Source organism: Marinobacter sp. SS13-12 (assembly GCF_030227115.1).
In the GTDB taxonomy this organism is placed as follows: domain Bacteria; phylum Pseudomonadota; class Gammaproteobacteria; order Pseudomonadales; family Oleiphilaceae; genus Marinobacter.
The window spans coordinates 273,157-286,036 of record NZ_JASSUA010000003.1 but is presented as its reverse complement, the minus strand read 5'-3'; the positions used below and the strand labels follow the sequence as shown (position 1 = coordinate 286,036).

At 56.9% G+C, this 12,880-nt stretch carries 11 protein-coding genes and 2 tRNA genes; 6 read left to right on the top strand and 7 right to left on the bottom strand.

Annotation, left to right across the window (positions count from 1 at the left end; genetic code table 11):
- Positions 1 to 23: 23 nt before the first annotated feature.
- The 3 genes from QPL94_RS17265 to QPL94_RS17255 are packed head-to-tail and all read right to left on the bottom strand — an operon-like array spanning position 24 to position 3,428.
- Positions 24 to 695: a DUF6901 family protein gene (locus QPL94_RS17265; protein WP_285359068.1), complete on the bottom strand. Its 672-nt coding sequence runs from the start codon at positions 693 to 695 to the stop codon at positions 24 to 26.
- Positions 692 to 2,617, bottom strand: coding sequence for an ATP-binding cassette domain-containing protein (locus tag QPL94_RS17260; RefSeq protein ID WP_285359067.1), 1,926 nt, complete (start codon positions 2,615 to 2,617; stop codon positions 692 to 694). Before QPL94_RS17260 ends, QPL94_RS17265 begins: the two co-directional genes overlap by 4 nt.
- A gap of 1 nt (position 2,618) precedes the next feature.
- The gene (locus QPL94_RS17255) at positions 2,619 to 3,428 is read right to left on the bottom strand and encodes an MOSC domain-containing protein (RefSeq protein WP_285359065.1); all 810 of its coding nucleotides are present in this window, start codon (positions 3,426 to 3,428) and stop codon (positions 2,619 to 2,621) included.
- Between the two features lie 91 nt (positions 3,429 to 3,519).
- On the opposite strand from QPL94_RS17255, the gene QPL94_RS17250 reads away from it, so the two are divergent.
- Positions 3,520 to 5,517, top strand: a complete 1,998-nt coding sequence (locus tag QPL94_RS17250; protein ID WP_285359063.1) for a protein-L-isoaspartate(D-aspartate) O-methyltransferase — start codon at positions 3,520 to 3,522, stop codon at positions 5,515 to 5,517.
- Positions 5,518 to 5,594: 77 nt separating this feature from the next.
- Here the strand turns inward: QPL94_RS17250 and QPL94_RS17245 are convergent.
- The 3 genes from QPL94_RS17245 to QPL94_RS17235 form a co-directional block, all read right to left on the bottom strand.
- Positions 5,595 to 5,670, bottom strand: a tRNA-Gly gene (locus tag QPL94_RS17245).
- Positions 5,671 to 5,736: 66 nt separating this feature from the next.
- Positions 5,737 to 6,474, bottom strand: a complete 738-nt coding sequence (locus tag QPL94_RS17240; protein WP_285359061.1) for a TetR/AcrR family transcriptional regulator — start codon at positions 6,472 to 6,474, stop codon at positions 5,737 to 5,739.
- Between the two features lie 156 nt (positions 6,475 to 6,630).
- Positions 6,631 to 7,233: a DUF924 family protein gene (locus QPL94_RS17235; protein ID WP_285359060.1), complete on the bottom strand. Its 603-nt coding sequence runs from the start codon at positions 7,231 to 7,233 to the stop codon at positions 6,631 to 6,633.
- A 97-nt stretch (positions 7,234 to 7,330) separates the two neighbouring features.
- On the opposite strand from QPL94_RS17235, the gene QPL94_RS17230 reads away from it, so the two are divergent.
- The 3 genes from QPL94_RS17230 (at position 7,331) to QPL94_RS17220 (ending at position 8,808) form a co-directional block, all read left to right on the top strand.
- Positions 7,331 to 7,714, top strand: a complete 384-nt coding sequence (locus tag QPL94_RS17230) for a sirohydrochlorin chelatase (RefSeq protein WP_285359059.1) — start codon at positions 7,331 to 7,333, stop codon at positions 7,712 to 7,714.
- 25 nt (positions 7,715 to 7,739) lie between these two features.
- Entirely contained in the window at positions 7,740 to 8,645 is a 906-nt protein-coding gene (locus QPL94_RS17225) for a TIGR01777 family oxidoreductase (RefSeq protein WP_285359058.1), read from the top strand.
- An 87-nt stretch (positions 8,646 to 8,732) separates the two neighbouring features.
- Positions 8,733 to 8,808: transfer RNA gene (locus QPL94_RS17220), tRNA-Glu, on the top strand.
- Between the two features lie 17 nt (positions 8,809 to 8,825).
- On the opposite strand, the gene ccoM is transcribed toward QPL94_RS17220, so the two are convergent.
- Complete coding sequence (gene ccoM / locus QPL94_RS21485; protein ID WP_285359056.1) at positions 8,826 to 8,987, bottom strand: cytochrome c oxidase subunit CcoM; 162 nt, start codon at positions 8,985 to 8,987, stop codon at positions 8,826 to 8,828.
- Positions 8,988 to 9,229: 242 nt separating this feature from the next.
- On the opposite strand from ccoM, the gene QPL94_RS17210 reads away from it, so the two are divergent.
- Entirely contained in the window at positions 9,230 to 11,644 is a 2,415-nt protein-coding gene (locus QPL94_RS17210; RefSeq protein ID WP_285359055.1) for a bifunctional diguanylate cyclase/phosphodiesterase, read from the top strand.
- Positions 11,645 to 11,671: 27 nt separating this feature from the next.
- A complete protein-coding gene (locus QPL94_RS17205; RefSeq protein WP_285359053.1) occupies positions 11,672 to 12,868 on the top strand; it encodes an acetate/propionate family kinase in 1,197 nt (398 codons plus the stop codon).
- Positions 12,869 to 12,880: the final 12 nt, after the last annotated feature.

Below are 12,880 nucleotides of genomic sequence, written 5' to 3'. Positions count from 1 at the left end.
ATCCGGCACTGCGGGATGGCGCCTCAGGCAGCGCCATCTCCCCGCATTTTTGCTTCCAGCTTGCGAAGCTGGCTTTCCAGGGAAAAGCTCACACTGGACGCCATTGAGAAGAAGTTCAGCAGCGCCTTGAGATTGCTGTCGCCCTTGCAGACAGAATGGATGCGCTGCCACAGAGCCTGATTGACCAGTTGCAGCCGCTGATTTCTCTCTACCAGCCCTTTCAGATCCCAGTCCGGCTCCTGATGATTACGTTTCGCCAGGTACTGCTGCAGCAGGTAATGGGAAACGCTTCGCATAATGAACTCGTCATTACTGGCAAACGGCAGATGGTGTACGGCCATGGATTTCAGCTCGGACAACACCGGGCAGCCGCTGGTGGCCATCTTGAGCCCCAGCAGGGAACGCAACGCCTCCTCAAGGGTTGTTGACTTGGAATAGGTTCTGCGGTCGTCGGTAACGATGACATCCACTTTCTGATAGGCATCTTCAGCCTGAAACTGGTTCACCACCGGCAATATCTCCACAGCGGCAGGGCATTGCGGAGATTCCGACGCTTTCAGGGGACAGTTCGAGCACTGGCAATGTTCCAGTTTTGTCCACGCAGGCAAGTTGCCTTTTGCTTCTGCCGGTTGGTCCGTTACCTTGAAATCCACGGACCGATTATCTTCAAACCTGAATTGATACGTTACGTTCATTGATTCGCCTGTTCCTCCAGCTCCATCCACCGCTCGATTACTTTTTCCAGGCGAGCTTCCCTGTCACCTAAATCTGCAAGTGTCGCGGATACGTCATCCGCCGGGCCGGAGTAGAACTCCGGGTCCGAAATCTTCTGCCGCAGATCTTCCAGCTCACGCTCCAGTTTTTCAATCTGGCCCGGCAACTGCTCCAACTCCAGCTTGAGCTTGTAGCTGAGCTTTGCGGGTTTTGCTTTTGTCGTTTCGGCTCCCGACGATACGGGCTCCGGAGGTGCGGTTGGCCTGTCGTTCATCGGCGGCCTGGAGGCCTTCCGATTCCCGCCTTCCGAGGGAAATCGCCCCCCCTGTCTTCGCCAGTCAGTATAACCACCAACGAACTCCGCTACCTTACCAGAGCCGTCCAGAAATACGGTGTCGGTTGCCACATTGTCGAGAAACTCCCGGTCGTGACTGATCACCACCACAGTACCGGCAAACTCGACCAGCCTGGATTCCAGCAGCTCCAGGGTTTCTACGTCCAGGTCGTTGGTTGGCTCATCCAGCACCAGAATGTTGGCTGGCTTGCTGAACAGTTTGGCCAGCAGCAACCTGGCCCGTTCACCACCAGAGAATACACGCACGGGGGAGCGTGCGCGTTCCGGGCTGAACAGAAATTCCTGCAAATAACCCAGAACATGTTTGCTCTGGCCGTTGATTTCAATGAACTCACGACCCTCAGACAGGTTATCCAGGGCGTTACGCTCCAGGTCCAGTTCTCCGCGTAGCTGGTCGAAATAGGCTACCTGAAGATTGGTGCCCAACCGGATACGGCCTTCAGTGGGTTTGAGATCTCCCAACAGCAGTCGGACCAATGTGGTTTTGCCGGTTCCGTTCTCGCCAACCAGGCCGATCTTGTCGCCCCTGAGGACGGTCATATTCATATCCCGGATAACCGGAGTGCCGTCCGGGTAGGAAAACCCTGCCTCAGTGGCTTCTACCACCAGCTTGCCGGAACGGGCTGCATCCTCCACCGAGAAACTGGCAGTACCACCGCGTTCGCGCCGCTGCATACGCTCCTCGCGCATGGCCTTGAGCGCCCTCACCCGGCCCATATTGCGGGTCCGGCGGGCCTTGATGCCCTGGCGTATCCAGGCTTCCTCCTGCTTCAGGCGCTTGTCGAACAACGCATTCTGACGCTCTTCCTCTTCCAGCGCTTTTTCCTTGAGATCCAGGTAGCGGTCATAGGTAGCGGCAAAACTCACCAGGTGACCCCGGTCCAGTTCCACAATTCTCGTTGCCATCCTGCGGATAAAGGCCCGGTCGTGGCTGACAAACAGTATCGCGCCCCGGAACTGGGCCAGAGCCTCTTCCAGCCAGGCAATGGCAGGCACATCCAGGTGGTTGGTAGGCTCATCCAGCAGCAACACATCGGGCTCTGTAACCAGTGCACGGGCCAGCAGCACACGCCGCTGCCAACCACCGGAAAGCGTATTCAACGTCTGGTCCGGGTCAATACCGTACTGGGCAAGAATGGCCCCTACCTTCTGGTCAAGGCGCCAGCCGTCGAGGGCCTCCAGGCGCTCCTGAACCTTCATCATACGGTCCAGGCTTGCCTCATCCGCGTTCTGCGTTAATTTGTGGAATTCGGCCAGCAAATCGCCGGTTTCGGGAAACGCGCCGGATACGGCTTCATAAGCAGTCCGCGTATCGTTGACCGGCAGATTCTGGGGCAGCACCGACAGCTTGGCGCCGTCTTCCAGTCTCACAATACCCCCGTCCGGCACCACCTCGCCGGTGACGATTTTCAGCAAGGTGGATTTCCCCTCCCCGTTTCGTCCGAGGAGACACACGCGTTCTCCGGGCTCCATGGTCATGGAGGCCTGGTCAAGCAATGGCTGCATGCCAAAAGCAAGGGATATAGCATCCAGCGTTAACAGTGGCACGTTATTGATTCTCCGTGGTTACAGTTGTTGCGAAAGTGACAGGGCTTCCCACCCGGATCTCCCCCGCGGATTCATGAACGGCATTCATTCCGAAAATCACACCATCAGCGGTTCGCCGGTAGGTTCCAAGCTCCCTGAGAGGCTGCAGGTCCGGTGCTTTCACGCCACGGTCAGGATCGACAGTGGTCATGACACAGCGTGAACAGGGTTTGACCAGGCTGAACACAATATTGTTGACAGACAGGGCCTTCCATTCGTCTTCCTCCCAGGGAGCGGCCCCCTCAACCACAATATTGGGCCTGAAGCGACGCATTTCCACGGCCGTCTGCAGGCGGGAATTCAGCTCTTCCAGGGAGGCAAGGTTGGTAATCAGCAATGGAAAGCCGTCAGCAAAACTGACACGACGATACTCGGTAACCCGGCTGGCATCAACGCGGCGAAAGGTTTCATCGGGCATGAACACAAACCGGAAGGTTTCGCCACAATAGCGGGACAGTGCGTCGGAAGCCTCATTGCCACCGTATACCGCTTTGGTCCAGTCCCGCCAGACTCTGACGTGACATTCCTCGCTTCCGGCAACCAGTGAAAACTCCCCCTCACCCGGAATATCGACCATCACCCTGCCCTCTTCCAGCCGAGTCCCGATCCTGGCAAGTTCAGGATTACTACGCTGGGTGACGAATTGCCGGTCAGCATCAACAATCATCCAGCGCCGGTCACAGACAGGACCAAAATCATCCATACGAAACGAAGAAACCTGAATACCGGCAAGGGATTTAACCGGATAGACATACAATGAATGGACTTGCATGGGGGGCTCCCGGAAACTGGTTAAATGCAATAATATGGTCAACGAGTATACCCGAGAACCGTGCGCTAACGCTGCAGGGGGGGAAGGCAACATGACCAGGGAACTCCATCTACACACAGCGAAACAGATATTCCTCGAGACACTGGCGAGAAGGGGCATCAAGGATAAGCGGGTGCTGGAAGCCATGGAAACTGTCCCGCGGGAGGCATTTGTCGGCCTCCATCAGGCCGATTTTGCCTATGACGACAATCCCTTGCCGATTGAAGAGGGCCAGACCATTTCCCAGCCCTATATCGTTGCCCTGATGACAGAGGCGATGAAGCTCGAGCCGGAGGATACGGTGCTGGAGATCGGGAGCGGGTCCGGCTACGCAGCGGCTGTTCTGTCCAGAATTGTGAAACAGGTTTATACGGTTGAGCGGCACCAGGTGCTCGCCAAACTGGCCCGGGAACGTCTGGCCACGCTGGGTTATGACAACGTGACGGTCCTTTGCGGCGATGGAACCCTCGGCTGGCCCGAGCATGCTCCGTTTAATGCCATTGTTGTAACTGCCGGAGCGCCAAATGTTCCACAATCCCTTGTCAGGCAGCTGACCATCGGCGGGCGCCTTGTCATTCCGGCCGGCTCCAGTCTCCACCAGCAGAAACTCCTGCGCATTACCCGTGTCAGCGATGATGAAACAGAGACTGAAGACCTTGGTGGTGTCCGATTTGTTCCCTTGATCGGCAAAGAGGGGTGGCGAGACAGGGAAGGCACGGTGACTGCGCCTCCCCGCACCGAAGCTGGCCGAGTGACCCCACTTCCTGAGCAGATCAGAAAAGAAGCGATCCACATTCCCTCGATAGCGACCGTTGATCTTGAGGGCCTGATGGCAAGAATCGGGCATTCGCGGCTGGTCTTATTGGGAGAAGCCACCCATGGCACCGCCGAGTTCTACGACATGCGGGCACGTATTACCCGGGAACTGATAGAGAAAAAAGGATTCCAGTTTGTTGCCGTGGAGGCGGACTGGCCTGATGCCGCACAGGTGGATCATTTTGTTCGTGAAACCCGCACCGAGCCAACACAAGAGCCCACTTTCAAGCGCTTCCCCACCTGGATGTGGGCAAACCGGCAGGTGCTGGAGTTTGTGCAATGGCTACGCGGCCACAACCGCCAGGCGGGCAGCGAGGATAAGGCAGCAGGGTTCTATGGCCTGGACCTTTACAGTCTTTACTCATCAATCAATGCCATTATCGGATACCTGGAACAGGTGGACGAGGACACAGCCGACATCGCCCGCCGGCGTTATGGTTGCCTGACACCCTGGGAAAGGGACCCGATAACCTATGGCCGAATGGCGCTCACCACGAAACACGAAAGCTGTGAACAGGACGTCGTGTCCATGCTGCACATGCTGATGCAGAAGCGGCTGGAGTATTCGATTCACGATGGCCGCAAATTCCTCGACGCAATCGCCAATGCGCGGCTGGTGAAGGATGCAGAACGGTATTACCGCTCGATGTACGAGGGCTCGGTGAAATCCTGGAATCTGCGCGATCAGCACATGTTCGAAACGCTGGAGCATCTGCTTGACTTCCATGGCCCTGGCAGCAAAGCCGTTGTCTGGGCACACAATTCTCACCTGGGCAATGCAGAAGCTACGGAAATGGGCAATCGCGGCGAGATCAACGTTGGCTCTCTGTGTCGCCGGCATTTCGGGGACAGCGCCTATCTGATCGGATTCGGCACGCATCAGGGCACGGTGGCAGCAGCGTCTGACTGGGGGGCACCCATGGAAATCAAGAACATCGTACCGTCAGTGCCTGACAGTATCGAGCGCTTGTGTCACGACACGGGACTGAATGCCTTTTTCCTGCCGTTGCGCCATGGCAGTAAAGATCTGGTCAAGCAATTGCGCCCGCCCAGACTTGAACGTGCCATCGGTGTGATCTATCGCCCGGAAACAGAGATGGCGAGCCACTATTTCAACGCATCCTTATCACGGCAGTTTGACGAATATATCTGGTTTGATGAAACCCGGGCGGTTGACGCCCTGGTATCGGAAGCAGAACCAGGAATGCCGGAAACCTTCCCGTTCGGGCTCTGATTGATGCTCCAGAATGGTACTACAGAGGGGGCTGGATGGGGTGGCAGAGGGGCTGGAAATCTCTGCTGATCGTTAATTGGAGCGGGAAACGAGATTCGAACTCGCGACCCCAACCTTGGCAAGGTTGTGCTCTACCAACTGAGCTATTCCCGCTTGATCAACGGACGCGTATTCTACGGATTCATCCTTTCCCGTCAACTGTTTTTGTCGACCGATTTCTCAGTTTTCTGTTGGGCAAGCCAGAACCAGCTCGATAACCTTCCCGACCGTTTCAGACAGCGCAGCATAGTCCACCGCTCTGCCGTTGAGCAGGCTATCGTAGCCCATACCCAGTGTGACGTTCACCAGCAGCGCCGCATCTCTGCCCGGTGATGGCGAGTCCAGCCGTTCCAGAATCTGCCTCAGTCCTGCCGTCCATGCCTCCCGGTAGTTTCGCGCAAGACCCGCAAGGCGATCGTCTCTCAGGGCTTCCATGAGGAAAACCTGCTCCGCAAGCACCTGCTCCCGCCGCCTGGTGAACTGTTCATAGAGATAGGCTGTGGAGATAGCGGAAAGACGCGAGGCCAGCTCCCGGCGCTGGAACCCGCCACGCCGCAGGGTTTGCGGTGGAATCGTATCCAGGACCAGGTGAATGGTGTCGTAAAAGCTGTCCAGATTGTCCCTCGCCTTCTCGGCGAAAAGCATGAAGGAGTCGCTGATCAGCTCCTGGATATCACGGAAATAGTAGGTGGTAGCTGCCAGCGGCACGTCGGCTTCACGCGCTACGGCCCGGTGCTTGATGCCGCGAAGGCCGTCCCTTGCAGCAATTCGCAGGGTTGCCTCCAGAATTTCAAGGCGTCGCATCTCGCTTTTTACTCGGGATGCCTTGCGCCCGCTGTAACGAATGGACCGACGAAGCGAACGGTTCTCGGGCAACTCGCTACGGGCACTAACCTCCGGCACTTGTGCCTGTACCATGACATGTTTTCCTTGTTTCGACGGCCCGTGAGTGCTGCACTCGGGGCAAAACAACCCGGGCTGGCATTATTGTAGGTTTTTGTAAATTCTGCCGTATCCCCGGCCTTGAAACATTGATGAAATTGGCACTTCGGCCTTCCGCACCTCAATCCAACGCTATTGGCCGAAACGTTTTCCCGACTCCAGATAGACTTCCTCTTCCGGGGTGGAGCTACGCTTCAATGCCTTGTTCCGGTGAGGAAACCGGCCGAACCTGCTGATAATCTCGCGGTGATCCCTGGCAGACTGCAGAAAACTTTCCATGAAGTCGCCAGCAATGCCACCAGTGGCAGAGGCCAGTTGCTCGTAGCAATCCACAGAAAGCTTCTGGTCTTCCACTTTTTCCGAATGCTGCAGCGGCATATAGAGAAATGCCCGCTGCACCGCCGGCAACGCCATGTCATGCCCACTACGCATCGCGCTCTTGCACAGCTTGATGGCCAGCTTGTCATTATCGAACGCCAGGGCCCCGCCCCGGTGGATCTGGCGGGTGAACTGGTCCAGCAGGATAATCTCGGCCAACGCTCCACCCGGCACGCTTCTCCAGTGCCGTAACCCGTCTTCGGAAGCAAACAGCACCATGGAGATGAATCGCCGGCGGATTTCCTGATCAAAGGCGCGGGAAGGGCGAAACCAGCGAGTGCGGTGTTCGCTGTCCGGCAGCCCGTGTTCATCAAGTTCACCAAACCAGAAATCCAGAATCTCTTTCCAATCGAACATATGGTTTACCCTGTTGCATTGTTACAGGCCGGCTTTGGTGCCGGCGCTGCTACACTCTACGATAACTACCAGGCTTTTGGTCATATCAGGAGACACCATGAATAACGACCCCAGAATCATCCTTCTTGCGCACGGAAGCAGTGACCAGCGCTGGTGCCAGACCTTTGAAAAGCTCGCCACACCCACGCTCGAATCGGTAGCCGGCTCCCGCATTGCTTACATGGAACTGGCAGAGCCCTCGCTGGAAACCATTATCTCCGAAGGCAAAAAAGACGGCATTGGTGCATTTACCATCATTCCGCTGTTCCTGGCCGCTGGCCGCCACCTGAGAAAAGACGTACCGGGAATGATAGAGGAGCTCCAGGCGACTCATGATGTCACCATTACCCTGGCTCCACCGATCGGGGAAAACCCGCAGTTGGGCCACGCAATACGGGATGTTGTGAACCAGGAACTGGAAAGACAGAAACAGTCTGCGTAACAATTCGAGAAAGGAGCGGATGGTCATGGAAAAACGGATTCTGATCACCGGCGGCACCGGCTTTATTGGCCAGGTATTGTGCCAGAAGCTTATTGCTGACGGGCACAGCCTCACCGTTCTGAGCCGGCAGCCAGCCCACAATGTCCAGGCGGTGTGCGGCCGCGTGGAGCCGTTAAACGATCTGAACCAGCTCCGCGGCGCTGAAGGTTTCGATGCAGTGATCAACCTTGCCGGGGAGGGCATTGCGGACAAACGATGGTCCGAAGCACGCAAGCAGGAACTCATGGACAGCCGTATTGCCCTTACCAACCAGCTTGTGGATGTCATAAGGAGCTGGAAAACGCTTCCCGCCGTTCTGGTATCCGGCTCGGCTGTCGGGTTTTACGGTGATCAGGGCAGTCACCGGGTCACTGAAGACACCCCGCCCCACGATGAATTCACCCATCGTATGTGCAGTGACTGGGAACAGGCCGCTCTCAGGCTCGACCCCACGGGAGTGCGGGTGTGCCTGTCCCGCACAGGCATAGTCGCGGGGCCCGGAGGTGGTTTTCTGCAACGAATGTTGCTGCCATTCAAGCTGGGGCTCGGAGGTCGACTGGGCAACGGTGAGCAATACATGCCCTGGATACATCGTGACGATGTGGTCGCGGCCCTGATATGGATGATGGAGACCGACACTGCCAGTGGCGCCTACAATGTGGTCAGCCCTAACCCTGTAACCAACCGGCAGTTCACCCGGTGCCTCGCCGGCGTTCTTGGCCGGCCCGCCATCTTTCCGGCCCCGGCACCCGTACTGAAAATCGTACTGGGTGAAATGTCCCGGTTGCTACTGACAGGGCAAATGGCGATTCCCGAACGCCTCGAAGCCGAGGGATTCCGGTTCCGGTTTCCTGATCTCACCCCCGCCCTTGCCGATGCGACGAGATACTGAAGGTTTTTTCAGAAAACTGTTTGACAGCCCGCAACTCCTTACTTAATATACGCGCCACCTCGACGAGGCAAGGTTTTGAAGCGATGCGTCCCCTTCGTCTAGTGGCCTAGGACTCCGCCCTTTCACGGCGGCAACAGGGGTTCGAACCCCCTAGGGGACGCCAATTTCTTCTCTTGCCCGTTACTGCTTGTGAGCTTTCTGCGTTGGTGCTTCAGAGTGCCTGCCATGGTCTCCGAGCTGATGCTTTGAATCCTTGAATACAAAAATCCCCACACCGACAAAAAATCCAACCATCAGTAAAACGGTTACAATGCCTGCAATAACAACTGCATCGGTATACATAGCCACATCCTCCGGACGATCCTGATTAACTGCGCCCAGATTACGCTCGCCTCCCCGACAGCATATTGATCTGAGTCAATGGCACCATCGTCGGCAAGGTTGCCAAAACCCTGAACCGCGACACATTTCTCCCGATTTTTCCTGTATTTGCAAGGCATTTGCGAGAAACTACTGCTATAGTCCTGTGAACATAGCCTGACCATTCGTAACCAAACCTCCCGAGGGCGGCCGAAGTATAGGACATGCAGAAACTTTTGACTCGCCTGCAACGATTTAGAACCGGGTCCCCGCTGTCCTTCCGGCTGCTTGCGTACATCCTGCTCTTCAGTTCCCTGTTCACGCTGATTTCTTCAGCGGCCCAGATCTATTCCGACTATCGCAAGGACCTGTCCCAGATTGACCGGCGGATGAAGGTGATTGAAACCGGTTATACCTCCAGCCTTGCCCGAAGCCTCTGGGCGCTGGACCAGAAACTGCTGCAAACCCAGCTTGAAGGCATACTCAGCCTTCCGGACATCGTTCATCTGCGGCTGAAGATCGAACCGGACTCGGAACTGGTCATGGGTGATATCCCCCGTGAGGCAACAACCACCACGCATACCTTCGACCTGACCCATCAGGGCGATGACATGTTCACCCTCGGGCAACTCACCGTTACTGCCGATCTCAGACGGGTGTATTCCGACATGCGGCGAAAGGTTGTCGTCGTACTGACGACCCAGTTTTTCAAAACCTTCTTTGTGTCGATACTCATCATCTGGATATTCCAGTACTTTGTAACCCGGCACCTCAGCACCATGGCCAACTACGCCCGCAATTTCTCTCTCAATAATCTCTCCCGGCCCCTGCAACTGGACCGACCGGATACGTCGTTGAACCGTCACGACGAGCTCGCCCAGGTCACCGACGCCATTAACCAGATGCGGGAACGTCTCAACGACGACCTTGAGCGCCAGGAGCGGGATGCCGAGGAAATCCGCAAATTCTCCAAGGCCATTGAGCAAAGCCCATCGTCAGTGCTCATTTGCGACCGCCAGTGGCGCATTGAGTTTGCGAACCAGAAGTTCACTCAGCTTACCGGTTATGATGCCGAAGCCATCATCGGCAAACACCCCGGCGTGCTTTCCGAGGAGGCCCACGCCCATCGCGAGAACCGGCAGCTGTGGCAATCGATCCGCCTCCAGGTTCAGCGTGTCGGCGTCTGGCAGGGTGAGATAAACAGCGTTCGCAGGAACGGTGAACGCTTCTGGGAACAACTGATCGTCACTCCCATCAAGAATTCCAAATCAGAGGCAACCGGGTACCTTATCCTCGGCGAGGACATCAGCATCCGCAAACGCTACGAACAACAGCTCCTGCGGCAGGCAAACTACGACATCCTCACCGGGCTTCCGAACCGCATGCTGGCGCTTGACCGCCTCAAGCTGGCGCTGGCACAGGCACGACGGGAAAGCTCACTCGTCGGCGTCATGTTTCTTGATCTGGACAACTTCAAACATATCAACGACACCCTCGGACACGACGCCGGCGATAACCTGTTGATTGAAGCAGCCCGCCGTATCTCAAGCTGCCTGCGCGGCACCAGCACCGTTGCCAGACTCGGCGGCGACGAATTCCTGGTGATACTGCCAGGCCTGACCGGGCCTGAAGCCACCTCTCAGGTAGCAGAGCGTATCCTCAAGACGTTCGCCCCTCCCTACCTGCTCAACGGACAGGAAGTCTTTGTTACCACCAGTATTGGCATCGCCATCTTCCCCAATGACTCAGACAACAGCGGCACCCTGCTTCAGCATGCCGATGCCGCCATGTACCAGGCCAAGCACAAGGGCAAGAGCGCCTACGCACACTTTGCCCCGGAGATGACCGAAGTGTCTCACGAGCGGTTGCAGATGGAATCGCTGATGCGTCGTGCGCTGGAACAGAACGAATTCGAACTCTACTACCAGCCAATCGTTCGTACCGATTCCGGCGAACTCTGCTCGGCGGAGGCACTTCTGCGCTGGAACAGCCCTGGCCTGGGAATGGTCATGCCGGACCGTTTTATCCCCCTGGCGGAAGAAACCGGTCTGATTACACCCATCGGCGAATGGGTACTGCAGGAAGCCTGCCTGGCAGCCATGCGCTGGAAAGAGTCCACCGGCACCAGCATCGGCATATCGGTGAACGTTTCTCCCCGCCAGTTCAGGGATCCAGGTTTTATCTATGCCGTGATGAATGCTCTGGACAGCAGCGGGCTGGAGCCCCAGCAACTGGAACTGGAGATTACAGAACGCCTGATTCTGGACAACACCATCGAAACAGCCGATATACTGCGACAGCTCGACCAGTCCGGCATCCGTCTCTCAGTGGATGATTTTGGTACCGGCTATTCTGCGCTCAGCTACCTGAAGAGCTATCCCTTTGATACCCTGAAAATAGACAAATCCTTTGTTCAGGATGTCATGAAAGAGCAGGACGATGCGGCCCTCGTCAAAGCCATCATCAATATGGCCCACAGCCTTGGCCTGAGGGTGATTGCCGAAGGCGTCGAGGAGGAGGCACAGACCCACTTCCTCCAGCGGGAGGGCTGCGACTTCTCCCAGGGCTACTTCTACAGCCGCCCCTTGCCGGAAGGTGAATTCCGGGATTGGCTCAGAACCAACCATCGCGTCCGCTGAAAAGCCACTGATTAAAACGGATGGATCATGGAAGGAACGATACTTGTCGTCAATTGTGGCAGTTCGTCGCTCAAAATTGCCCTGTTTGACGGACAGCTGAACAAGTTAGCCAGCGGTCTCGCTGAACGGCTCGGCAAAGACGATGGCTTCGCCACGGTGAAAGGCCGCCCCGAACGGATTGAGCTCCCAGCCGGTGCCGGCCACCAGGACGCGCTGAACGCTCTGGTGACCGTGTTGCAGGACAGTGGACTGCTGGATGACGCACCTGCGGCCATCGGGCACCGCGTTGTCCATGGCGGCGAAACCTTTCGCGAAGCCGCGCTCATCAATGAAGACGTACTGGACGCCATCAAAGACTGTGCAAGCCTGGCACCGCTCCACAACCCCGTTAACCTGACGGGAATCGAGGCGACTACGGCCCTTTTCCCGAGCACACCCCAGGTGGCCGTATTCGATACCGCCTTCCACCAGACCCTGCCCCGCAAAGCCTATCTTTATGCGGTTCCGCTGCGGTTATACAAAGACTGGGGCGTTCGGCGTTACGGCTTCCACGGCACCAGCCATCAGTTTATGGCGAATGAAGCCGCCCGGATTCTGGGCAAAACACCCGCCACTACCTCCATTATTTCGGCCCACCTGGGCAATGGCTGCAGCATTACCGCCATTCGTGACGGTAACAGTGTTGATACCAGTATGGGGCTGACGCCGCTGGAAGGTCTTGTAATGGGCACTCGCAGTGGTGATGTGGACCCGGGCCTGTTTGATTTCCTTGCCCAGAAGGGTGTGGACTCCCGGGAGGTTCACCGCCTTCTTAATAACGAAAGCGGCCTGCTGGGGCTGTCGGGCCAGACCAACGACATGCGCTCACTGTGCGAGCTGGCCGATCACGGCCATGAACCATCGCAGACAGCCATTGACGTTTTCTGCTTCCGGCTCGCCCGCTATATAGGCGCCATGATGGCCTCCCTGAACCGCCTCGACGCTCTTGTTTTCACCGGTGGCATTGGCGAAAACAGCAGCCTGGTGCGAGAAAAAACACTGGCGCACCTGAGCCTGTTCGGATTCACCATTGACGACGAGTTGAATAACCATCACGGCAGCATCAGCGATGGCCAGATCGAGGGCGCAGACAGCCGCTTCCGTGTTCTGGTCATTCCCACCAACGAAGAACTGGTGATTGCCAGGGAAGCTCTGGCCTCCGCCAGGCCCGGTATACCTGGCTAACCAAGGATCAAC